Annotated in this window: 26 protein-coding genes; 12 read left to right on the forward strand and 14 right to left on the reverse strand. The window is 42.1% G+C overall.

Features of this window, described 5'->3' with window-relative positions:
• The 5 genes from DBR43_RS14080 to DBR43_RS14100 are packed head-to-tail and all read right to left on the reverse strand — an operon-like array spanning position 1 to position 4,701.
• Positions 1 to 978: an AAA family ATPase gene (locus DBR43_RS14080; protein WP_124581823.1), complete on the reverse strand. Its 978-nt coding sequence runs from the start codon at positions 976 to 978 to the stop codon at positions 1 to 3.
• Positions 979 to 980: 2 nt separating this feature from the next.
• Positions 981 to 2,162 (reverse strand): DUF4350 domain-containing protein, encoded by a 1,182-nt coding sequence (locus DBR43_RS14085; protein ID WP_124581824.1) that lies wholly within the window; start codon positions 2,160 to 2,162, stop codon positions 981 to 983.
• Positions 2,159 to 2,878, reverse strand: coding sequence for a DUF4129 domain-containing protein (locus DBR43_RS14090; protein ID WP_124581825.1), 720 nt, complete (start codon positions 2,876 to 2,878; stop codon positions 2,159 to 2,161). The genes DBR43_RS14085 and DBR43_RS14090 overlap by 4 nt, the downstream gene beginning before the upstream one ends.
• A gap of 1 nt (position 2,879) precedes the next feature.
• Entirely contained in the window at positions 2,880 to 3,749 is an 870-nt protein-coding gene (locus DBR43_RS14095; RefSeq protein WP_124581827.1) for a hypothetical protein, read from the reverse strand.
• Positions 3,742 to 4,701, reverse strand: coding sequence for a stage II sporulation protein M (locus DBR43_RS14100; protein ID WP_124581829.1), 960 nt, complete (start codon positions 4,699 to 4,701; stop codon positions 3,742 to 3,744). Before DBR43_RS14100 ends, DBR43_RS14095 begins: the two co-directional genes overlap by 8 nt.
• 84 nt (positions 4,702 to 4,785) lie before the next feature.
• On the opposite strand from DBR43_RS14100, the gene DBR43_RS14105 reads away from it, so the two are divergent.
• Positions 4,786 to 5,508: an RDD family protein gene (locus DBR43_RS14105; protein ID WP_124581831.1), complete on the forward strand. Its 723-nt coding sequence runs from the start codon at positions 4,786 to 4,788 to the stop codon at positions 5,506 to 5,508.
• Here DBR43_RS14105 and DBR43_RS14110 read toward each other — a convergent pair whose 3' ends face one another.
• From DBR43_RS14110 to DBR43_RS14130, 5 genes are all read right to left on the reverse strand, one after another.
• Positions 5,509 to 6,159 carry an SGNH/GDSL hydrolase family protein gene (locus DBR43_RS14110; protein WP_233602970.1) on the reverse strand — a complete coding sequence of 217 codons (651 nt, stop codon included), beginning with the start codon at positions 6,157 to 6,159 and terminating at the stop codon, positions 5,509 to 5,511.
• A gap of 132 nt (positions 6,160 to 6,291) precedes the next feature.
• Positions 6,292 to 6,624 carry a DUF2752 domain-containing protein gene (locus DBR43_RS14115; protein WP_124581833.1) on the reverse strand — a complete coding sequence of 111 codons (333 nt, stop codon included), beginning with the start codon at positions 6,622 to 6,624 and terminating at the stop codon, positions 6,292 to 6,294.
• Positions 6,625 to 6,636: 12 nt separating this feature from the next.
• Positions 6,637 to 7,119: a DUF5684 domain-containing protein gene (locus tag DBR43_RS14120; protein WP_124581835.1), complete on the reverse strand. Its 483-nt coding sequence runs from the start codon at positions 7,117 to 7,119 to the stop codon at positions 6,637 to 6,639.
• A gap of 77 nt (positions 7,120 to 7,196) precedes the next feature.
• Complete coding sequence (lipB, locus tag DBR43_RS14125) at positions 7,197 to 7,892, reverse strand: lipoyl(octanoyl) transferase LipB (protein ID WP_124582102.1); 696 nt, start codon at positions 7,890 to 7,892, stop codon at positions 7,197 to 7,199.
• A gap of 10 nt (positions 7,893 to 7,902) precedes the next feature.
• On the reverse strand, positions 7,903 to 8,544 hold the full coding sequence (locus DBR43_RS14130; protein WP_124581837.1) for a 4'-phosphopantetheinyl transferase family protein: 642 nt from the start codon (positions 8,542 to 8,544) through the stop codon (positions 7,903 to 7,905).
• Between the two features lie 66 nt (positions 8,545 to 8,610).
• Here DBR43_RS14130 and dcd point away from each other — a divergent pair, with 66 nt between their 5' ends.
• The 4 genes from dcd (at position 8,611) to DBR43_RS14150 (ending at position 13,577) form a co-directional block, all read left to right on the forward strand.
• Positions 8,611 to 9,147 (forward strand): dCTP deaminase, encoded by a 537-nt coding sequence (gene dcd, locus DBR43_RS14135; RefSeq protein ID WP_124581840.1) that lies wholly within the window; start codon positions 8,611 to 8,613, stop codon positions 9,145 to 9,147.
• Positions 9,148 to 9,232: 85 nt separating this feature from the next.
• On the forward strand, positions 9,233 to 11,926 hold the full coding sequence (locus tag DBR43_RS14140; protein ID WP_124581842.1) for a carboxypeptidase-like regulatory domain-containing protein: 2,694 nt from the start codon (positions 9,233 to 9,235) through the stop codon (positions 11,924 to 11,926).
• 10 nt (positions 11,927 to 11,936) lie between these two features.
• Entirely contained in the window at positions 11,937 to 12,698 is a 762-nt protein-coding gene (locus DBR43_RS14145) for an enoyl-CoA hydratase/isomerase family protein (protein WP_124581844.1), read from the forward strand.
• 3 nt (positions 12,699 to 12,701) lie between these two features.
• Positions 12,702 to 13,577, forward strand: coding sequence for an SDR family oxidoreductase (locus DBR43_RS14150; RefSeq protein ID WP_124581846.1), 876 nt, complete (start codon positions 12,702 to 12,704; stop codon positions 13,575 to 13,577).
• 20 nt (positions 13,578 to 13,597) lie between these two features.
• On the opposite strand, the gene DBR43_RS14155 is transcribed toward DBR43_RS14150, so the two are convergent.
• A complete protein-coding gene (locus DBR43_RS14155; RefSeq protein ID WP_233602971.1) occupies positions 13,598 to 14,647 on the reverse strand; it encodes a 3-oxoacyl-ACP synthase III family protein in 1,050 nt (349 codons plus the stop codon).
• Positions 14,648 to 14,724: 77 nt separating this feature from the next.
• Between DBR43_RS14155 and DBR43_RS14160 the strand changes: the two genes are divergently transcribed.
• The gene (locus DBR43_RS14160; RefSeq protein ID WP_073231955.1) at positions 14,725 to 15,006 is read left to right on the forward strand and encodes an ATP-dependent Clp protease adaptor ClpS; all 282 of its coding nucleotides are present in this window, start codon (positions 14,725 to 14,727) and stop codon (positions 15,004 to 15,006) included.
• Here the strand turns inward: DBR43_RS14160 and DBR43_RS14165 are convergent.
• Positions 14,986 to 15,600 (reverse strand): thioredoxin family protein, encoded by a 615-nt coding sequence (locus DBR43_RS14165; protein ID WP_199757046.1) that lies wholly within the window; start codon positions 15,598 to 15,600, stop codon positions 14,986 to 14,988. The two genes, DBR43_RS14160 and DBR43_RS14165, sit on opposite strands and share 21 nt — an antisense overlap.
• A gap of 98 nt (positions 15,601 to 15,698) precedes the next feature.
• Between DBR43_RS14165 and DBR43_RS14170 the strand changes: the two genes are divergently transcribed.
• From DBR43_RS14170 to DBR43_RS14180, 3 genes are read left to right on the forward strand one after another with little or no spacing between them, the layout of a single operon-like run.
• Positions 15,699 to 18,197 (forward strand): outer membrane beta-barrel family protein, encoded by a 2,499-nt coding sequence (locus DBR43_RS14170; RefSeq protein WP_124581848.1) that lies wholly within the window; start codon positions 15,699 to 15,701, stop codon positions 18,195 to 18,197.
• 13 nt (positions 18,198 to 18,210) lie between these two features.
• Complete coding sequence (locus DBR43_RS14175; RefSeq protein WP_124582107.1) at positions 18,211 to 18,765, forward strand: NUDIX domain-containing protein; 555 nt, start codon at positions 18,211 to 18,213, stop codon at positions 18,763 to 18,765.
• Positions 18,766 to 18,783: 18 nt separating this feature from the next.
• Entirely contained in the window at positions 18,784 to 19,518 is a 735-nt protein-coding gene (locus DBR43_RS14180) for a lysophospholipid acyltransferase family protein (protein ID WP_124581850.1), read from the forward strand.
• Positions 19,519 to 19,525: 7 nt separating this feature from the next.
• On the opposite strand, the gene DBR43_RS14185 is transcribed toward DBR43_RS14180, so the two are convergent.
• Both DBR43_RS14185 and DBR43_RS14190 read right to left on the reverse strand, forming a co-directional pair.
• Positions 19,526 to 20,284, reverse strand: a complete 759-nt coding sequence (locus tag DBR43_RS14185) for a LytR/AlgR family response regulator transcription factor (RefSeq protein ID WP_124581852.1) — start codon at positions 20,282 to 20,284, stop codon at positions 19,526 to 19,528.
• Positions 20,281 to 21,309: a sensor histidine kinase gene (locus DBR43_RS14190; RefSeq protein WP_124581853.1), complete on the reverse strand. Its 1,029-nt coding sequence runs from the start codon at positions 21,307 to 21,309 to the stop codon at positions 20,281 to 20,283. Before DBR43_RS14190 ends, DBR43_RS14185 begins: the two co-directional genes overlap by 4 nt.
• 262 nt (positions 21,310 to 21,571) lie before the next feature.
• Between DBR43_RS14190 and DBR43_RS32935 the strand changes: the two genes are divergently transcribed.
• The 3 genes from DBR43_RS32935 to DBR43_RS14200 are packed head-to-tail and all read left to right on the forward strand — an operon-like array spanning position 21,572 to position 23,441.
• The gene (locus DBR43_RS32935) at positions 21,572 to 21,745 is read left to right on the forward strand and encodes a hypothetical protein (RefSeq protein WP_158622496.1); all 174 of its coding nucleotides are present in this window, start codon (positions 21,572 to 21,574) and stop codon (positions 21,743 to 21,745) included.
• Positions 21,746 to 21,747: 2 nt separating this feature from the next.
• Complete coding sequence (locus DBR43_RS14195) at positions 21,748 to 22,656, forward strand: ABC transporter ATP-binding protein (protein ID WP_233602972.1); 909 nt, start codon at positions 21,748 to 21,750, stop codon at positions 22,654 to 22,656.
• A gap of 2 nt (positions 22,657 to 22,658) precedes the next feature.
• Positions 22,659 to 23,441, forward strand: a complete 783-nt coding sequence (locus DBR43_RS14200) for an ABC transporter permease (RefSeq protein ID WP_124581855.1) — start codon at positions 22,659 to 22,661, stop codon at positions 23,439 to 23,441.
• Positions 23,442 to 23,521 lie beyond the last annotated feature (80 nt).

The raw sequence follows: 23,521 nt of genomic DNA on the forward strand, positions 1-23,521 counted from the left end.
TTATCTTGGAATTTCTATTTTCTGAATGATCTGAGCGACAATATCGCTCGTTGTAAGTCCTTCCATCTCCTTATCCGGTGTCAGCATAATCCGGTGTGCAAGTACGGGGGCAGCCACTTTAATGATGTCTTCCGGAGTAACGAAATCACGCCCCTGCATTGCGGCAAAGGCCTTAGCCCCATTCAGCATTGCCAGGGAAGCTCTTGGAGAAGCCCCCAGATACAGCGATTTGTTGCCTCTGGTTTCATGGGTGATCTTTGCCACATATTCTATCAATTTAGGCTCTACATGCAAGCCCTTAATGATGGCACGGCATGACTTGACCTGATCTATACTCAATACCGGCTTCACTGCTTTTAACGCATCGTCCAAACGATACTGGTGCTGGTTGAGCAAAATGGCTGTTTCTTCCTCCAGACTTGGATATTTCACTTCAATTTTAAATAAGAAACGATCCAGCTGAGCTTCCGGTAAACGATAAGTTCCCTCCTGCTCAATTGGATTCTGCGTAGCGAGGACCATGAAAGGTTCATCCATCAGATAAGTATGCCCATCAACGGTGATCTGACGTTCCTCCATCACTTCAAATAAGGCAGACTGTGTTTTCGCCGGGGCACGGTTAATTTCATCCACCAAAATGATATGTCCAAAGATAGGTCCTTTTCGATATTCAAAAGCCGCATTCCGGGGATCAAACACTGATGTCCCCAGTACATCTGAAGGCATCAGATCCGGTGTAAACTGAATCCTGGAAAATGAAGCATCAATACTTTTGGCTACCAGTTTGGCGCTTAATGTCTTTGCTACCCCTGGTACACCTTCTAACAGGATATGCCCATCAGCCAGCAATCCGGCAATGAGGAAATCTATTGTATCTTTTTGTCCGACAATGATCTTACCCAGTGTTTCCCTGATTTGTTCCACTGCAGCATTCAACTGCGTAAGGTCGGTTCTTTTGTTAAACATTTCCGCTTCCATTTCTATTGGGCTTGTTTATAAAATTTTTCTATTAATTTATTCAATGTGATCAACTGATGATCAGTTACCCTTCCAGGCTTGCTGACTTCCTCAATTGTGGCAAATAAATGCCGGATATCACTTTCATTTCCACCTGATTTCGAGACAAGGGCAGCCATCAGGTCTTCATCTATTGCATTGGTTTTTAAGCGGTATGTTGCTCTGATAAATTCCAGAAGGTAACTGATCTTTTTGGAGGCAATATCGCTGTTATCACGTTGCTCGTAATAGACTTTCCCCACTACCCTGACAAAGTCTACGGAAGAATTTCTGAGTTGAGGAATGATGGGAATAATTCTCTGCCTCCGTTTCATTTCAAAAAACACAAAGATCACTAAACTAATCATGGACAAGTAATAAGCCCAGCGCAGCTGATCATGTCTAAAAAGTACCCTCAGCAGACTCTCATCGCCCAGATTTCCTTTTGTATTGTTCTCATCCCAAATCAGTGTTTCCGCCACTGGCAGATAAGAAAGGGCTTTTGCTGCGTAAGCCGCACCTTCCGGGTTCAGCAATGCATAGTTGCTCAGCAATTGCGGATTTGGCAAGACATACAGTGCACCTTCGCCGAAGGTATATTTGACAAAATTAACCTCCCCTTCTTCATTTCTCCCCAGAACTTTGGCCCTGGAAGTATCTATTCTGCTAAAATAGAGATCGCCCAGCCCCTTATCAAAAACATAGGGCTTTTTCGCTTTTACAGCAGGGCTGACGAAATTAATCGGGACACTTTTCTTTTTTCCGTAATTCAGTGAAGAGTTGATGTCCAGTTTCAAGGTATCTTTCAGGTATTCACCTATATTAAAAGTTGCGATAAACACATGATTTCCTGCTTTCATGAATTTAACGAGTTCTTTATAATCCAGTTCATCAACATGCACTGCACCTGCGATGATCAGATAATTGGTATTTTTTCTCTCTTTATCCTTCAGGGTATTGTAAACCGGAAGTCTGGACATTTCAATTCTCGTTTCCGGAAATATGCTCTGGTATTCCTTATTCAACACGAATAATCCAAAAGGAATTTTATCCTCTTTCAGATAACTCGGACGCCAATCTGTAGCTTTTGGTTTGTAATATTCTGCTGCAAGGTATAACATCAGCAGAATCCCCGTCCCAATAAGGTATAGTTTCATGCCTTTCATGTGCTCCTCCTGTTAAACAGATCAAAATCCTTCTTTACCTCTGCAAAGCTTTCTTTATCAATGAAAAATTCTCCATACCAGATGTATTCGAACTGTGTGGTCAGCTCCCCGAATTGTTTTCTTTTTTCGGGGTCAGTGAGTTCGCTCACATAAGCCTGATTGGTTTTGTCCGGTTGCCAGTTGATCAGCTGATTATCGTTCATCATTTTTAAAGAATGTAAATAAAAGAGCCGGACTGCCAGTCTGTAGTTTCCCGCTGAAATTGCTTTTTCTATTTCATCACGGAAATTAATTTCGTGAATGTTCTCCAGAGATTCTGAATAAGGAACTTCGACAGCTTTAGATTTACCGGTAAACACTTTCAGGTCAAGCCCCATAGCCTTTACGATGATAAATACAACCAATCCTGTCAGGGCAATGATGATTCCATATTTGATAAAAGTGCCGGATGTTTTATTTTCCAAAACTCCGGAAAACCAGTCCCAGAACCAATGCCAGAAGCGTGCCCATAGACTATCCTGATCAGGCGGTGTTTCCTTATACCTGAATTCTGACTGCTCCGTATACGCCTTCATCTTTTCCGCGTCAAAATTGCGCAGGACTACTTTACTACTGTCATTGCCAAGCAGCTTTCGGGCAGGCTTTTGCAGCAAAGGAGCAGTAAAGCCACTGGCGGTGGCAGTAATGAGCAAAAAGATTAGAAAAAGTCTGCGCATATTAATATTCTTCCGGGGTATTGAACGGTTCTTTTGATGCGCCCATCTGACCGATACGGTCCATTAATCCTGTGCTATCCAAACGTTCTACGAGGTTAAAGTAACAGATAGAGATGCCTACAAGTGGAATAATCATAAATACCTGACACACATATTGCACAGTGGTAGAGATGATAATTGCCGTATTACTCAAGCCTTTTGCCCCTTGTGTAAATGCGCTCAAAAAAGTAAAAATGAGTGCCGGAAGTGAGGCCATTGATTGACTCGCCAGAGTAATAAAGTAAATGATCAGTATCGTTCCAAAAGTAATCCACCAATGTCCTTTTACCAGTTTGAATGCACGTTCAAAGGAGTAACCAAAACTGGCATTTTCATAAACCATGATCGGAAAGAACAACACCATGGCCGGCATCACATAGAATCCTGGAATCAAAAAGAAAAGAAAACAAAGCACAAAAAAAATACCGATTAAAATCCCGCTTCCCAACACTCTGAAGAAATAGAACTTAAAATAAGCCCAGACCTCCTCCAGACTAGGGGCAACATTTCCTTTTTTTATATAAACGGCAATGAAACTCAGAATAGAAACATTCATCGCCGTATAACTTGCCAGGTTGAAGAGCACCACGAGGAAATAGCTGAGATTAAACATTTTCCCCAGCATGGAAAAGACATTATCATTTGATACGAGTGCTCTTTGCATTCCTATTTGTTGGTAGATACCGGCTATGATTGATCCCAGGAGGAAGATTCCACTGAAATAGACAAACACTTTTAACAAAGCTTTAAAGTTCTGTTTGATGAACAAAAACATATCGTTGATGATCTCTCCGAACTCTCTGAGTTTTTTAAATTCCAGGTTTTCAGGCATTTTCTATAGTTTGATGGTGTTTATGAAGTTTTGACGGATATAGGATCACATACCAGATGATAAAGAGCAGGGAGACCGCCAGAATGCTGATGCTGAGAAACAGCGGCATTTCCGTATGGCGGGTAATGAAACCTTCAAAGAAGGCCGCAACCAGTATGATGGGGATCAACCCTAAAGCAATTTTTGTCCCGTCTTTAGCACTGTTTTTGAAAGCCTGAAACCGGGTATATGTTTTAGGAAAAAGCAGTCCATGGCCCAATACCAATCCAGCGGCACCCGCGATAATGATACCTGAGATTTCCAATGTTCCATGAATCCAGATGGTCAGCACAGATTCCAGTCCTAAACCTTTACTAAAAAAATAATATTCAAAGGCCCCAATCATCACTCCATTTCTCAACATGAAAAAGACAGGGCCAATGGACAGAAAAATTCCACTCACAAACATGAGCAGGGATACATAAGTATTATTTGCGGCAATCATCAGGAACATTTCCATTTCTCCCTGTCGTTTATATACGCCAAAGGGATCTCCTTTTGCAATGTTTTCATTCGTCATGTTTACATAACCGTCTCCAAGGATCAGCCTCACAAAAGAATCATCGTATTTAGCAGAAAGAGCTCCTATTGATGCAGAAAGGAGAAAGAACAGCAGAGAATACAGCAATTGTTTGCGATAGGTATAAAACAAAACAGGCAGTTCTGTTTTCCAGAAGGTGATGAACCGGTTCCTGTCTTCTTTTTTATTTTTATAAATAGACTGGTGTAAAACCGCAGCTAAACCATTGAGATAAGCTGTAGTTTTTGATTTGGGATAAAAAGTGTTTGCATAAGCCAGGTCATTGGTAATGTCAATGAAGCGCTCCGCCAGTTCATCTGAATTTTCCGTACGCATCTGTTGATAACGCTTCCATTTCTCAGAATTCTGCTTAACAAACAATGCTTCTCTCATAAATGAAGATCAAATTTTCTGTAAAATAGCGACAAAAAACAATTTTACAATAATAATTTGAACATCAATATTATATTTGATCTTATGGAAACAATTAAGGTAAATACCAGTCAGCACGTAGACATTGATTATCCGGTGGCCGGATTAGGAGAAAGAATTGCGGCAAGGCTCATTGATCTGGCTGCCTTTTTTGGAGTATATATGTCAGCTATTTTCTTGTCTTTTTTTGTCGGCCAAGGGAACTTCATTACCGTAGTTCTTGTAACAATGGCTGCCTTTTATGTCTTCTATAACCTCATTTGTGAGGTCTTTATGAATGGACAGAGTTTAGGAAAAAGGCTGATGAAGATCAAAGTCATCAGTATTGATGGAAGTCAGGCAAGCATCGGGCAATATTTTATCCGCTGGCTGTTCAGGCTGGTTGATTTTGCACTGACGGCTCAGATTGGTGGATTAATAGCCGTAGCTGTATCAGAAAAAAAACAAAGAATAGGCGATATGGTGGCCGGAACCACGCTAATTAAGACTGTTCCAAGAACCAACCTTGAGCACATCGCTTTTCATCCTGTGGAGGAAGAATATACGCCTGTTTTCAAGAATGCAGACTTGTTGACTGACCGTGATATAGAGCTCATGCATGAGGTAGTCCTCACCTATTATAAAACATCCAATGCGGACCTGATTTATAACATGTCTGCAAAGGTGGCCGAGCATCTATCTGTGAGTATTCCCCAAGGAATGAACGAACTTAACTTTCTAACCACCGTTATCAAGGATTATAATCATTTAACTGCTCAGTCTGACTAACTATTTCAATTCTTTAATCAGGGCAGGTGCGAGTTGAACCGCCCATTGATGGTACATTTTTGCCGAAGGATGTAATCCGTCAGATGCGACCAGCTGTTTATCTGAAGCGACGAGCCGGGAGCCGGGAGTGATGTCCGTATAGCTGATCCCCTGCGAAAGTGTTTCGGTCCTGTTTATGGCATTAAAGGCATCAATGTCCGAACTGACACCAGGAATGTCCCTGCCACTTTCCTGTCCGTAAGGGGTAAGTCCCCAGTCAGGAATAGAAACCACAAACACCCGTGCTTTATTTCCGTTGGCAAAACTGATGGCTGTTTGCAGCAGTTCCTTAAATTCCTGACGATACTTTTCCTTCGATTCGCCCCGGTACTGATTATTTACGCCAATCAGCAGCGTAACCACTGTGAACTTCTCACTGAGGTTTGCCTTTTTAATCGCATCCTGCAGTTCACTTGTTGTCCATCCGGTTTTAGCAATAATATGAGGCGTGCCTATATCCAGGCCATTGTCTTTTAAGATCGTTGTTAACTGATAAGGAAAGCCTCCCTGCAGGGGGACTGCTTCTCCTATGGTATAAGAATCACCGATCGCTAAATAAGAGATCTCATTTTTCGGTTTGGTATCCGAGCTGGGGCTGATATTTGTCGTCATTTTAAAACTATCTTTTTGGCAAGCCAATAATACCACTAATGACAGAATTAAAATAGGATTTTTGATCATAAATACATTTACGCGAAAGCGCTCCTTATGGATTTTGTACAGATCATCTATTTTTTCCCGGATTCAGGAATGCTTATGAGGAAAGAACATTTTGAAGAAATAGCTGATCGTGACGATCGAACCTGTAATTAAATAAAGTACTTTAATCAGTTTATCGCTGTTTCCTTTGCTCAGGTAATTTGCGCTCGGGCCAACAATGAAAGTAATCAATAAGGGAATTGTGGGCGGGTATAAATGAAGGCTTTCTTCCATATTGCCCTGAATCAGGGCAAGAAGAGAACGTTGAAAACCGCAGCCAGGGCAATCAAAACCAGTCAGGTATTTAACCGGACAGGTCAGAAAAAAATTATCCGCCTGATCCATAAAAGAAGACCAGGCGGATAACAGGTATATCATCAACGCCAGCAATTAAGCTTGAGGTGTGGTTGGCGGTTTATTAAACGGATCATTTGTACCAAACGGATTGTTAGTGCCAAATGGGTTGTTGGTACCATTAAAGCCTTGTTGTGCTTCTGCAGCTGCAGGACCTAAATAACGTGCATCTCCAAATCCTAATATAGGATAGAATACGATAGGTAACAGGATCAATCCTGCGGTAAAGCCTTCGCTTTTACCGAAACTTTTGCTTAAAAGATTCATTGCCCAGATTCCGAAGTAAATGTTTACGCATGGAATCAACATCCAAAGAATCCAGATCGTTGGTTTGCCAATGATTTCAAGAAGGACAATAATGTTATAGATAGGAATAAGTGATGCCCAGCCTGGTTTTCCAGCCTTTGTAAAGACTTTCCATAATGAGGCAATGATAAGCACTATGAGAGCGAGATAAATAATCCCACCAACAGCACCGATTGCTGCTATACCAGCTGATTGTTCTGAAGTGTAATCCATAATAGTAGTTTGTTTTTCGAGTAAAGATAATATTTACCACAAAAAAACAAAGGAATTATTACTCTTTTTTTAAGGTATCAGAACAGCTCCATATGGAACAGACTGGCAATGTGTCCTTTTAGTATTCCCTTCACCTCTTCCATATTCAAAGGGTGTCCCAATTCCCTTTGCATAGAAGTCACATCTTTATCGTCTATCCCGCAAGGAACAATATTTTTAAAATAATTAAGATCGGCATTTACATTGAAGGCAAAACCATGCATTGTTACCCAGCGGCTGCACCTTACGCCCATAGCGCATATTTTACGGGCTTTCTCATTGTCTGCATCCAGCCATACTCCTGTAAATCCAGGATATCTTCCGGCAGAAATGCCATAATCTTTCAGCGTCAGGATAATCGCATCTTCCAATGTTCTGAGGTAAAGATGAATGTCAGTAAAGAAATTATCAAGGTCAAGAATCGGGTAACCTACAATCTGACCCGGGCCATGATAGGTGATGTCCCCTCCGCGATTGATCTTATAATAGGTCGCTTCTTTTTCTGCCAGGCCCTGTTCATCCAGCAACAGATTTTCCGGATGTCCGCTTTTCCCAAGTGTATAGACATGTGGATGTTCCACGAAAATCAGGTGATTTGGTGTTTCCAATGTGGTATTGTTATTCCTGTTATCGGTTTTAACGGCAATGGTCTGATTAAAAATCAGTTCCTGCCGATCCCAGGCTTCCTGATAATCAGTGAGTCCCCAATCTATGAATTCTACTTTTTTATTCATCATTTGAAAATTAAGCCACTACATAGCCCAGCATATAACCATCACTGGTTTTGAAGTAGCTGACATTCAGCTCGCGGGTCCCTTCAGGTAAGTCGACCAGGGCAGTCAGGCTTCCTTCCGTTTTCAGTTTAAATGGCTTGATGTGCATATCCTGTTTAAATTCCAGGCCTTTTCTTCCATTCCATTTATAGATCGCTTCTTTGGCACACCAGCAAACATACAAACCATTGATATTATCGCCAATCTGCTTTTGTGCAAGCTCAATATCAGAAAGAAACTTGTGCCTGATGCTCTTGATTTTATGTTTGATGAGTTCTATATCTACCCCTACTTTTCTGTTTTTTCCAATAATCACTGCTGCATAATCATAAGAGTGGCTCAGAGAAATGTGATAATCAAGATTAGGAAGGAAAGGTTTGCCATGTTCATCCATCTGACAATCTATGTATTCAGAGGTATTGAGCATGGTTCTAAGCAGCACACGTGTGCTTAGCCAGTGTAGCAGACGTTTCCCGTTGTTTAAAGAGGAAATGAAATCCAGCTCATGCTGTTTCAGTTGCAGGCCGGAAAGCAATTGCTCTTCAGTCTCTTCGATTTTCCATACTGCAAGTATGGTATTCTCGTCAATATTTTTATTAAAAACTACGGGCATCTCTATTTTAGAAAACTATGCAAAAGTATCTTAAATTAATCATAATTTAGCCCAATACTTGATAAAATGATACTTTCCGACAAACGAATTCTGGAAGAGATAGAGAAGGGCACCATCATTATTGAGCCTTTTAAGGCTGAATGTCTGGGCACAAACTCTTACGACGTCCATTTAGGCAAATACCTCGCTACTTATAAAGATAGAATACTTGATGCAAAAGTGCACAATAAAATAGAGCATTTTGAAATTCCAAAAGACGGATATGTTTTACAGCCTGGTACACTCTACCTTGGTGTGACGCTGGAATATACCGAAACACATGCACACGTTCCTTTTTTAGAGGGTAAATCGAGTACGGGCCGTCTGGGTATAGACATCCATGCGACTGCCGGAAAAGGCGATGTTGGTTTTTGCAATACCTGGACGCTGGAAATTTCCTGCGCACAACCAGTGAGAATATATGCAGGAATGCCAATTGGCCAGCTGATTTACTTCCAGGTAGAGGGCGAGATTGAAACGATGTATAATAGTAAAGACAATGCAAAATATAGCAATAAGACCACTAAACCGGTCGAAAGCATGATGTGGAAAAACAAATTCTAAGTTCGACATCCCTTATCTTTTAAATTTACTTTAAGCCTCAATATTTGTATATTGAGGCTTTATTAATTGTTAAGGTTCATCACTTATGAAACGTAAACTGTTTTATCCCTTTTTATTGATTGCAGGAATCTGCATGGCCTTTGTATCCCGAATGGATGGAGACCCTTTTGAGGCCCTTTTAGAAAGGATGAAGGCATTTAATAAAACATATGCACAGGAAAAGGTACACCTCCATCTGGATAAGCCCTACTACGCAGTTGGAGACAACATCTGGTTCAAAGCCTATATCATCAATACCGAAAACCTGGAGGCCTCGGACATTAGTAAAATTTTATATGTAGAGCTGATCAATGAGAAGGATTCCTTAAAAAAACAATTGAGGTTACCTGTTGGCGGAGGTATTACCTGGGGCGATTTTAAAATCCCTGATTCCCTGGCCGAGGGAAACTACAGGATTCGCGCCTATACTCAATGGATGAGAAATGCGGGACCGGAATTTTACTTTGATAAAACGATAAAAATTGGCAACTCCTGGGCCAATACGGTATTCACCAATACGAACTATACTTTTAGTAAGGAAAATTCAGCAGAAAAGGTACAGGCAGACATCATTTTTAAAGATAAAAATGGAAAGCCATATGCCGGAAATGAGGTTCGCTATGAAGTTCAGCTGAATTTCAGGAGTCTGTTTAAAGGCAAAGCCCTGACCAATGAGCAAGGCGGGGTATCGCTCAGTTTCTTAAATACCCAGCCTTCTTTATATAAATCCGGAAAGATCCTCGCCACCATTACACTGGCCGATCAAAAGAAAATAACCAAGGAAATCCCGATAAAAGCAACCTCAAAAGACGTAGATGTTCAATTTTTCCCCGAAAGTGGAAATCTGGTGGAGGGACTTCCTAACAAAATTGCCTTCAAAGCGGTGAATGCTTCAGGCTTGGGGGAGCAGGTTAGCGGAGTGATTGTAGATCAAAGCGGTTCTGAGATCAACCGTTTTGAAAGTAAGCACCTGGGCATGGGAAATTTTGTTGTTAATCCACAACCGGGAGCAACTTATAGCGCAAAAATTAAATTTTCAGACGGTTCAGAGAAAAGTTACAGTTTACCTGTAGTCCGTTCAAGCGGTTATATTTTAAGTGTAAACAATTCGGATAAAGAGAAAATAAGCATAAAGATCATCAGATCTGAAGGCATTATCGACCAAAAGGAGTTAAAACTCGTGGGGCAGCATAGCGGAGCGATACAATTCACGTCGAAAGTGAGTGCAGATAAACAGATCAGCAGCATTTCCATTTCTAAAAAGGAATTGCCTGAAGGAATCCTTCAACTGACCTTATTCTCCGGAGAGAATGTCCCGCTTGCCGAGCGGCTTGTTTTTGTACGTAACCAGGCAGATCGTATCCTGACAAAAATGGAAACGGTGAAAACGACCTATGCAAAAAGAGAAAATGTGACCGTTAACCTGAGCAGCAGCTATAGGGAGCAACCGAACCCCTCCTCTTTTTCCGTATCCGTAACCAATACCTCATCCGTAAAACCTGACCCTGAAAATGAAAGCAATATTTTCAGTACCATGCTCCTCAGTTCAGACCTTATCGGTTATATTGAAAAACCCAACTATTATTTTATAAATGAAGGGCCCGAAGTGGAGCAGGCCCTGGACAATCTAATGTTAACCCAGGGATGGAGGAGAATCTTATGGAAAAATGTGATCAATAATACACCGCCAATCACACGATTTGCAGCAGAAAAATCGCAAACCATCAGCGGAACGATTACAAATTATAGTGGAAAGCCAGCCCCAAACAGCAAGGTTTCCCTATTTTCCTCATCCGGCGGCTTTTTCGCTTTAGACACCCTTACAGATGCACAGGGGCGATTCAATTTTGATCAGCTGATTTTCCCTGAAGACACCAAGTTCATTGTACAGGCACGAACTGCAAAAGATAAAAAGAGAGTAGACATTCATCTGGATATTGTTCCGGGACAGATCGTAACCAAAAGTAAAAACAGCGGAGATATAGAGGTCAATGTAAATGAGGCATTATCCGCTTATCTGCAGCAGAGCAGCAATTATTTCGATGAGCTGAACAAACGCGGGTTATTGGAAAAAACACTTTTATTAAAGGAGGTACAGATTACCGAAAAGAAACAACAGGTAAAGAACTCTGCCAATCTGAACGGCGCGGGAAGAGCAGATGCGGTGATTACCGCGGAACAGCTTAGTACCTGTGTGACCTTATCTCAATGTTTACAAGGCCGGGTTGCCGGCCTGATGATCATGAACGGACAAGCTTATCTCAGCAGGAATGGTGGAAGAACGCCAATGGCAATAGTACTGGATGGTATGAATATGGGTTCTGATTTTCTGGACAACATCAATGTATTTGATATAGAAACCATTGAAGTGCTGAAATCCATCGGAAATACCGCCATCTATGGCTCCGGTGGCGGAGGTGGTATTCTGGTGATTACAACCAAACGTGGTGGTGGGAATTACAGCAGTACCTTTAGCCCGGGCATCACCACCTATAACCCAAAAGGCTTTTATATTCCAAGAGAATTCTATAGTCCAAAATATGAACCTTCGGTACCTGACCGCAAGCCGGATTTAAGGACAACTGTTTACTGGGCACCTCAGGTTCCTACCAATGAGCAGGGAAAATCGAGCTTCAGCTTCTTCAATACAGATGAACCCGGAACCTACAGGGTAGTACTGGAAGGAATGGATCATATGGGTCGTCTTGGAAGAGCCGTTTATACCTATGAAGTAAAATAAACTGATATATATGAATACCATTAAAGTCACCATAAAAGACCACTTAGCACTTATTACTTTAGACCGCGGAAGATCTAATGCCCTGAACCGCGAGATGATTACGGAATTAAATGATATGCTGAACAGCATCGCTGCAGATCAGAATATTGCAGGCGCGATCATTACAGGTAAAGAGAATTTCTTTTCTGCCGGATTAGACCTTATTGAGCTCTACAATTATTCGGAAGCAGAAGCCGAGTCTTTCTGGCACCTGTTCCTGGACTTTATCGCCAACATCACTTCTTTCAGAAAGCCATTGGTTGCCGCCATCAACGGGCATAGCCCGGCCGGAGGTTGTGTTATTGCATTGGCCTGTGACTATAGAATCATGGCAGAAGGAAAGGCCATCATTGGTTTGAACGAAGTCCCTGTAGGAATCATCGTTCCCAATTCCGTTTTCCAGCTTTACTCCTTCTGGATCGGCAATGCCCATGCATCAAGAAGCTTATTGGAAGGCAAGCTGTTTACCCCTGAAGAAGCTTTGCAGGTTGGTTTGGTAGATGAACTGGTAAACCCGGAGAGTATCCTGACCACTGCAGAACGCAGAATCAGAAAGTATATGGGTATGGAAAGAAATACCTGGGAACAGAGTAAGCTGAACATCAGGAAAGACCTGATCGCCGCCACCCGAGCAAACCAGGACGACGCACTGGCGCTCATGTTAAAACAATGGTGGGCACCAAGTACAAGAAGTATTTTAAAAACAATTATTGACAACCTGCAAAAGAAATAGCCCATGTACAATCAACCAATGTTAAGGGATGATGCCTTAAAAGGAAAAACAATCGTAGTTACCGGTGGAGGAACCGGTCTTGGAAAAGCAATGGGTACTTATTTCCTTAAACTGGGTGCAAACCTCGTGATCACCAGCCGCAAGGCAGATGTTCTGGAAAAGACTGCTGCCGAGATGGAGAAAGAAACAGGCGGAAGAGTACTGGCCGTTGCCTGTGATGTGCGTGAGTACGAACAGGTAGAAAATGTCCTTGCCGAAGCCATCAAAACCTTTGGTAGGGTAGATGGCTTGCTCAACAATGCGGCAGGCAACTTCATATCTCCTACCGAACGCTTGTCGGCCAACGCCTTTTCTACCGTAATCGACATCGTTTTAAAGGGATCAGTAAACTGTACCCTTGCTTTTGGAAAGCACTGGATCAAAGAAAAACAAAGCGCAAGCATTTTAAATATTGTGACCACCTATGCCTTTACCGGCTCCGCCTACGTTGTTCCTTCTGCCTGTGCAAAAGGAGGAGTATTGGCCATGACCCGGTCACTGGCTGTAGAATGGGGTAAATATGGCATCCGGACAAATGCGATCGCTCCGGGGCCTTTTCCTACCAAAGGCGCATGGGACCGTTTACTTCCGGGAGATCTGGCCGAAAAATTCGACTTCAAAAACCGCGTACCATTAAAACGTGTTGGTGAACACCAGGAACTGGCAAACCTCGCGGCCTTCCTGATCAGTGATTTCGCCGGTTACATCAACGGAGAAGTGATTAGCATTGACGGTGGCGAATGGCTGCAAGGTGCCGGTCAGTTTAACGGGCTGGAAGCCATTCCAAATGAGATGTGGGATATGTTTGCGCAAATGACAAAATCAGCTAAAGGAAGTTAAACCTTTAGCTGATTTTACAATTACCATCTGATTAAAGCACTGGCCCAGGTAAAACCTGATCCAAAGGCGGCCAGGCATACCAGGTCGCCTTCTTTTATTTTACCCGCTTCCCATGCTTCACATAAAGCAATAGGCACGGAAGCCGCGGTTGTATTTCCGTATTTCTGAATGTTATTAAACACTTTATCATCGGGTAAGCCCAATAATTGCTGTACATACTGACTGATTCTCAGATTGGCCTGGTGTGGCACCAGCATGTCGATATCTTCAGGTTGCAGGTTATTTGCCGTTAAGGCTTCTTTTATCACCTCAGGGAACTTCACCACTGCTTTTTTAAATACCGCAGGTCCATCCATGTATGGCAGGGATGCTCCGCTTTCCAACTGTTCTGTAGTCATGAATAAACCACCCAGCTCCTGGTCAGGATAACCGGGTTTACCTTTCAGCCATTTGTTGGCACTTGCTCCGGGATAATACATCGCCAGAATCTCCGCATCCGCCCCGTCACTATGTAAATGAGTGCTCATGATCCCTTGTCCTTCTTTCTCTGCAGGCTGCAAAACTACCGCTCCCGCCCCATCGCCAAAGATGACAGAAACATTGCGGCTACGCGTTTCAAAGTCCATGGCAAAAGAGTGTTTTTCGCTTCCTACTACCAGAATATTTTTATACATGCCGGTTTTAATAAACTGATCGGCAACGGATAAGGCATAGACAAATCCGGAACATTGATTCCTGATGTCTAAAGCCCCAATTTCTTTCATTTTCATTTCACGCTGAAGCAATACGCCACATCCCGGGAAATAATAATCAGGGCTGAGGGTTGCAAAAATTACAAAGTCGATTTCCTGGGCTGTTGTTCCTGCTCTTTCGATGGCAATTTTCGCTGCTTCCACCCCCATTGTCGTGGTGGTTTCCTCCAGGCGGTCTGCAAACCTGCGTTCCTTTATGCCGGTACGTTCTTGAATCCATGCATCATTCGTATCCATAAAACGGGACAAATCATCATTGGTATAGACATTTTTAGGCACATAATAGCCTATTCCGGCAATTTTTGAACGATGCATCATATTTGGGTTTATTACAAATTTTAGGCAAAAATAACTTTAACTGCAACATTATTTTGAAATTAGCTTATTTTTGTACCATGTCAACAGAAACTAAAGAAGAAACTTTTACATTAGAAGAAATCCTGACCTCCTTAAAAACGGTTCACCGGTTAATCCTATGGAACGACGATGTAAATACCTTTGACCACGTCATTCACTGTATGATGAAGTACCTGGATTATTCTGAAAGCCAGGCCGAAAAAATTGCCTGGGAAGTTCATAACAAGGGAAAATGTGCTGTATTGGAAGGTTCCTTTACAGAGATGGAAGTTTACCGTAAGATCTTACAACAGGAAGGTCTAACTGTTTCCGTTGATTAGTACCTGCTGAACCAACGCATTCAACTCTTGCTGCGTCGTTTGCGTTTTATCTTTGGCATACCATCCATGAAGTCTTTCTGCGATGAGCATCATATCTGTACTTTCTTTTTTCCAGCCGGCCAGTAACGATTGCAGAATTTGTGGCCTTGGACCCCATTTGCAAAGAACCTTTCCCTCTTCATCGAGGATCAGCAATACCGGAATCGCCCTTCCACCATTGGTAAGATGCGCATCAATCAAAGGCAGGTTCTGATCTCTCAACACGAATTTAAGGCTTATTTTATCCGGAAAACTACTGGCCATTTTATCAAAAACAGGAACAATCTGTGCAGCATCCCCGCACCAGCCTTCGGAGATCACCAGGAAGCGATACTTCCCTTTTAAATCATTTAAGGAACCTAACAGGTCTGCATTTAGCTGTACCGTTTTATCTACGCGGTTCATTCGCTGCACATTCATTTTCGTATAGTGAAGCATCGCTTCGCTATCGTCCTCCCCGGTAGTTTTTTTCGCGAGCAGCAGCTCATTTATCAAATTACGATAGGCTGAATAACTCATTCCTTCGTTAACAAAAATATTACTGTATCCGATCATAATTAGCTGTAATAAAATAGTTACGCCTGTTCTTTTTAAACCTCCGGCATGTTTCTTTGTCCCTCTTATATAAAAAGCACCAAAACCTAAACACACCAATGAAGAATCTGTTATACAAAGTTCTACTTTTAACCTTTGCCATTTGTACTACAACTGTAAAACTTAATGCACAAACTACCGGAGAAGGTAAGATTATGGCGAAGGTTGCAGATGCCCAAACCAGCGAGACCATTCCATTTGCGACCGCAGTGATTCTCGACAGAAAGACCAAGGCACTGGTAAAAGGTGTACAGACCGATGTGAACGGGAATTTATCCATGACAGGCTTACCCAAAGGTGTTTTTACCTTTAAAGTGAGCTACGTAGGTTATCAAACTATGGTTCGCGATTCCGTTTCCATCTCTGCAATTGTCAAAGAAATCAACCTGGGTACCATTAAAATGAAAACGGCAAAAGGTACCGTATTAAATGAAGTGGCCATTACGGCCCAGAAAAGCACCATTCAACTTGGTGTAGATAAGAAAGTATTTTCTGTAGACCAAAGTTTAGTGAGCGAGGGCGGCTCTGCCTCCGACCTTTTACAAAATGTGCCATCAGTACAATCGGATATCGACGGAAATGTCAGCCTGAGAGGATCCACAGGCGTTAGAGTCCTGATTGATGGCAAGCCTTCTTTAATTGCCGGGGGTAATGTAGCACAGATCTTACAGTCTATTCCGGCGAGCTCGATAGAGAGTGTCGAACTGATTACCAATCCTTCGGCCAAATACGATGCGGAAGGTCAGTCGGGAATTATCAACATTGTATTGAAAAAGAACAAGAAACTCGGACTGAATGGTAACGTTGCCCTGACTGCAGGGAACCGGGAGAATTATAATGCCAGTACCAGTTTGAGTTTTCAGAACAGTAAAGTGAACCTGTATGGCAATTACAGCTACAGGTATGGCAACCGTCTTGGTGGCGGCTACAACAACATCAGCTATTTAAACTCCAGCTTTCCCAATGCTTTTGCCAATCAGAATACCGATTCCAAATCTTTAGACAAAGGACACAATGTGAAAGCAGGGCTTGATTATTACCTGAGCGACAAAGACGTTTTAAGCTTCTCTGGCGGCTTCAACCTCAGAGACAACGATAGAAACGAGTTTCTGACTATTGATCAGTTAAACAGCCTTAAGAACCCATTGGAACTCAGCAGAAGGAACAACTCCAACCTGGGATCAGGGGGCAGCTATGACCTCAACCTGGACTTTAGTCATAAATTTAAAAAACCGAAAGAGGAAATTACCTTTAATGCCAGCTTCTCTGAAGGGGACAACGACAACCTTCAAATCTACAATACAGATATCTACAACCTCAACGGAACCGCTGTTGACCTACTCCCGGAAATCATCAGAAATGATGGAAGCGGAATCAACAGGAACTATAACATCCAGGCAGACTATACTCTGCCAGTTGGTAAATCCGGAAAACTGGAAGCTGGTTACCGCAGTCAGGTTCGAATTGCAGAAAACAATACCTTTTCTGACCGCCTGAACAACATTACCGGAAATTACGACGTAAATCTGGCACTTACCAATGATTTCAACAGTAAAGACCAGGTTCATGCCCTATATGCAAATTACCAGAACCAGGTGAAAAATTTCGGTTATCAGCTCGGATTAAGGGCAGAAGATGCCACTCTTGATACGCGTCTGGGAATGTATGGTGCAAATGGACAGATCAGCCCCGTTCCGGGGAAAGTGGCTTATACCCGACTATACCCAAGCATCTTTTTAACGCAGAAATTAAAATCAGAACAACAATTGCAATTGAGCTACAGCCGAAGGGTGAACAGGCCAAGAGGCTGGGATACCAATCCTTTTATCGACGTTTCCGATCCTTTGAACTACCGCCAGGGAAATCCGAACCTTAAACCAGAGGACGTACATGCTTTTGAATTAAGCTACAGCAAGTTCTGGAAAAAAGTGACTTTCATTTCCACCGCCTATATGCGACAGACCAATGATGTGATCCAGCGGGTCAGAACAGATCCGGATCAGAATGGGATTACCACCACTACCCCTCAGAACTTAACCAGCGAGCTATCCAGCGGATTAGAGCTGATTGGTCGTTTTGACGTGGTCAAAGCCTGGAATTTTACCGCCAATGCCAACTTATACCAAAGTAAAATAAATGCAGGACCTGCGTTGGGCTCTGGTATTGTGGACAACTCCGGATTTACCTGGAATGCCAACCTGACAAATAATTTCGTCCTGCCTTATAACATCACCTTGCAGATCAAAGGAGACTACCGTGCCCGTCAGGTGATGGCGCAGGGAACAAGAAATCCCATGTATGGTGTAGATGCCGGTGCGAAATATGATTTTAAAGACAAAAAATCAAGCTTGAGTCTGAATGTACGGGATATTTTCGCCACCCGTAACTGGAGTATGACCACCAGTACAGAAAACTCTCTTGTTGATTTCAGGCGCTACATGCAGGGAACGATGGCAAGTTTAACCTATTCTTACCGTTTTGGAAAGACCAGCTTCAGCCCTAAAAAAGGCAAAAAACCGGATCAGCAGGAAATGCGTTCCGATGAAGAGTCATTTTAGTATATTTGCGTCCATGGAAGAACGCAATCCCTGGACCACTATTGAAAGTCGCAAAATCTATGATAACAACTGGATTGGGCTAACAGAACACCAGGTGATCAACCCATCCGGAGGTAAAGGAATATATGGCGAAGTACATTTCAAAAACCTGGCCATTGGAATTTTACCTTTAGACGAGGAGTTGAACACCTGGCTGGTTGGACAATACCGCTTTCCTTTAAAAGCTTACAGCTGGGAAATTCCGGAAGGTGGGGGCCCCTTAGGTTCCGATCCGCTGGACAGTGCCAAAAGGGAATTGCTGGAGGAAACCGGACTTTCGGCAACAGACTGGGTAGAGCTTCAGCGCATGCACCTCTCCAACTCGGTAAGCAATGAGCTGGCCATTATTTATATCGCCAGGGGCCTTAGCATGGGCATTGCCGAACCTGAAGAAACCGAAGAACTCCGGCTCCGAAAACTTCCTTTTCAGGAAGCCTACGAAATGGTCCTAAACGGAGAAATCACGGACAGCATGAGCGTTGCTGCCATTTTAAGAACAAAAATAATCCTTCAGGAATCTCAGCTTTAACGAATCTTTTCAGCTATTATGAATAAATTTTTCGGATACATTTTCAGTCCCATCTTTTACCTCTTTTTTGTGCTGACTTTAATTATTTTTCAGCCCATTCAATGGCTATGTTACCGCCTGTTCGGTTATCAGGCACACAAAGCCTCCGTAGATGCCCTGAATTTCTTTCTCACCTACTGTGACCTTTTCCTGGGCAGTTCGGTTACTTTTATCAATGAGCAGGACATCCCTGTTGACCAGCCCAAAATATTTGTAGCCAACCACCAGAGCATGTATGACATTCCCGGACTGATCTGGTTTCTAAGAAAACACCACATCAAGTTTATCTCAAAAATAGAGCTGACCAAAGGCATTCCTTCTATTTCTTTCAACCTTAAATATGGAGGTGGGGCTAATATCGACCGTAAGGACAGCAAACAAGCCGTTGGTGAGATCATCCTTCTGGGCAACAGAATGAAAGAAAAAAACTGGTCTGCGATGATTTTCCCTGAAGGTACACGTTCCAAAGACGGAAACCTGAAGCCCTTTCATGTAGGTGGGATTGCCACACTTTTAAAAAAGGTACCCAATGCACTGATCGTACCTATTGCAATTGAAAACTCCTGGAAAATGGTACAATACGGTACTTTCCCCCTCAGCTTCGGCGAAAAGATCCGCTGGACGGTGTTAAAGCCAATAGATTCCACCGGCAAAAACCCGGAGGAGGTTACCCAGGAAGCAGAACAGGCAATTCGCCGGAAATTAGGGCAGTAAGTACTTTTTAGATGTTCTTATTGTCGATATGTTTGAAGAATTCATCGCGGTAGGTATCTCCTATTGGAATCACTTTACCGAAGATACTGATCCTGCTGCGTTCAATACTTTCAATCTTATCTAAAGCAATGATATAAGATTTATGCACCCTTATAAACTGTCCGTTTGGAAGGGTTTCCTCCATTTTTTTCATGTTCTGAAGCGTAATGATTCTTTCTGCTTTGGTGTAAATAGAAATGTAATCTTTTAATCCTTCTATATAAAGAATATCATCCAATTGAATCTTTTGAATCTTATGCTCTGTTTTGACGAAGATAAAGTCCTGAACAGGATGTTGTACCGCCACTGGTGCTGACATCAAAGGCGCAATCGCAGCCGGAGGAGCCGGACTAGATTCCGCGGCTTTTTGCTGCTGGTTATGTACCTTTTCCACGGCTTTATAGAAACGATCGAATGCAATCGGTTTCAGAAGGTAATCCGATACGTTCAGATCATAGCTTTCCAAAGCATATTGTGAATAAGCTGTCGTCAGGATATAGTTTGATTTCCCATTTGCAATTTTCAGGAACTGGATTCCGGTAAGTTCAGGCATCTGAATGTCCAGAAAAACCAGATCAATTCCCCCTGCCTGTACGAGCTGTAATGCTTCAATCGCATTTTCTGTTCTTTTGACCAGCTCCAGGAACGGTACTTTTGACACATAATCCTCTATAATATCAAGTGCCAATGGTTCATCATCGACCGCAATACATTTTAACTTTGTCATAAATCTAGCATTAATTCACTGGTGTAATGGGTAGCCGAATTTACAATATTTAATTTATATCTTTCAGGATATAGCAATTGTAACCTTCGTTCCACATTATTGAGACCCACTCCTCCTACTTCATCTTTGTTGTGTTTATTCTTTTTATTGGTCACACTAAAATGAAGGATCTTTTGATTGGCAATGATATTGATCTTAATTGGGTCCTTTGGATCATTGGCCACTCCATGTTTAAAAGCGTTCTCCACAAAAGAGATCAGGATAAGCGGCACAATCTGCTGGTTGTCGATTTCGCCATTCAGGCTCAGCTCCACTGCGGCTCCATCTCTAAACCTTAATTTCTGGAGTTCAATATAACTTTGAACATATTCAATTTCTTTACTGAGTGAAACCCAGCTGTCGTTGCTTTCGTAGATCATATAGCGCATGATTTCGGAAAGCTTAAGAATTGCATCTGCTGTTTTATCAGATTTCTGATAAGCAAGTGAATAAATATTATTCAGGGAATTGAAGAGAAAATGCGGGTTTAGCTGTGATTTAAGAAACTGAAGTTCCATTTCTTTTTTTTCGCTTTCCAGGTTCCGCTGAACACGTTCATTCCCGAACCAGTCTACAGCGAATTTGAGCAGAGAACTTGCCACCACAAAAAAGCCACATGTAAATATAGAAACGGCACCAAAGGTCGCAATGGGTATATAATCCCGTTTTCCTCCTTCCCAGGTCACCAATATGACTTCGGGGTTCAGGCTGGCGATTACCGTTTTGATCGCACTCATCACGACGATCAGGAGCAGGATTGCCCCAATATACAAACCATATTTCTTCTGCTCTTTGATCAGCATCGGAATGAGCAGCATATAATTGATATAGAAAATAGAAATATTAATCAGGCCGGAGTATCCATATCTGATGGCAACCGAAGATAGGCTCTGTGCTTCTTTAGCGAATATAATGTTCAGGGCAATAAGGGCTAGTATTAACGACCAGAAAACAACATGTACAATCAGAGGGCCTTTACTTTTCATTTAAACTTTGTTATTGACAAAAACTCCATTGGTCTAAAGTAAATTTTTCCAGCTGTTATGAGTAACTGCTTTCGACGAACGGGCATTTTTTTTCTACCAAATTGGCAAATAAACCAATCAATTGCAAAACTAGAATAAATAGGCGTTTATCTAGGATAATATGGCCTTGGTCTAAAAGATTTTAGCAGCGTTTTTTTTATTATTCTATTTGTTTCATCAAATCACAACGAATATGAAAACTGCATCTGTCAATATAAATATTATGAAAAAGTTAGCAAACGTATCGCCATTCTTACTTTTATTAGTTCCTGTATTCATGATGATGGTATTAACCATTGCCAACAATGTAACCCGTTCACAAGACGAGGAAATCGCTGCAAAAGCAACGACTTCAGTAAAAGGGATTGCCAAAGTAAGCAGCATTTCATTTAAATAGGAATGAGAGACCTGATCATTGAAACCCGGGGGCTTAACTATTATTTTGGTAACCAAAAAGTAGTTGATGACCTGTCGCTGAAAGTAGAGAAAGGAAGTATTTATGGTTTTCTGGGCCCGAATGGTGCCGGTAAAACCACTTCAATAAAAATCCTTCTAAACCTTTTAAAATCGCCGGCAAATACCGTGTTTCTTTTTGGCAAGGAAATCAACTCCAACCGGATCGCCAGTTTAAAACGCCTTGGCGCACTGGTAGAACAACCCGCAATTTATGCACACCTTTCCGGCGCGGAAAACTTATACAACAGGTGTATGCTATTGGGCATCAGCAGGACTAAAGCGAAAGAGATGCTTCGTCTGGTAGGCCTGGAAGATGCCGCCGATAAAAAGGCAGGAAAATATTCACTAGGGATGAAACAACGCCTGGGCATTGCCCTTGCCTTGTTATCAGATCCGGAACTATTGCTACTGGATGAGCCTACAAACGGGCTGGATCCTAATGGAATCATCGAAATCAGAAATCTGATGATCGAGCTCGCCACAAAACATCAAAAAACAATCCTGGTTTCCAGCCATCTGCTGGCCGAGATTGAACGGATCGCCACTCATGTAGGCATCATTAACAAAGGAAAATTACTTTTCCAGGGCACCATCAATGAATTGCATGATTTGAGCAAGCCAATGATTGAACTGGAGTTAAACGATATTGCCGGCGGCCGGGAATTCCTGAACAACAATGGTTATCAGATATTAAACAGCACCGAAAAGAAAATCATTCTTCCTTTCATTTCAACTGAAGAATGTGGCAGGCTCAATACCTTGCTGATACAACATGGCTTTACAGTTTACAGCATTTATCAGGTTAGAAAAGATCTGGAGCATTTATTCCTTGACATTACTAAAAACAATTAATCATGCGCTCTTTACTCCTATCCTTACAATCTGAATTTTATAAATCAAGAAAGACGCTTGCTTTTTGGGCGTCGATCCTGCTTCCATTGCTCATTTGCGGTCTGATTACATTTGGATTCCTCAGCAATGCAGAAAAAATCATTAAAATGCATTATCCGCCGCAAGTGCTATGGATGAACTTTAGTGGAGCTGCCCTTGGCGTGATGGGGATGTTGATTCTTCCTTTTTATGTGATCTTCATGGCTTTCTCTGTCAATAATATTGAACATAAAAACGACACCTGGAAAAGCCTTTTCGCACAACCACTCAATAAGTTTTCAATTTATGCAGCCAAGTATTTATATGCGGTGATGCTGATCTTTATTTGTCTGTTCTTATTTGCACTGTTCACCATCTTATTCGGCCATCTTTTACAGGCATTAAACAGTGGTTTTACCTTCAATGGATTTTCGCCGGTAGCTTTACTGTCAAAGATATATTTCAAGATGTTCCTTTCTTCCCTGGGAATATTATCATTACAGTTCATCATTAGCCTGATCTGGTCGGACTTTCTAAAGCCAATGGGAATTGGGTTTGTAGGAATCATTGCCGGAATTATTGTGGCCAGCAAAGGATGGGAATATGCCTATCTGGTTCCTTACAGTCACCCCTCACTGGCGCTATCCATGTCCAAGTCGAAAAATATGGACCAGCTGTTTAGTCAGGAGATCTATAGCAGCCTTATTTACGCCGTCATCTTGTTTATCGCCGGTTATTTTATCGTTGCGAAGAAAAGCATCAAATAGTTTTTTTAGTTTTAGTTAATAGTCAGAATGTGGCGGTCCGGGTACCGCCATTTTCTTTTTCAGGGAATTTGTAAATCACC

The organism is Pedobacter sp. KBW06 (assembly GCF_003852525.1).
Taxonomy (GTDB): Bacteria; Bacteroidota; Bacteroidia; order Sphingobacteriales; family Sphingobacteriaceae; genus Pedobacter.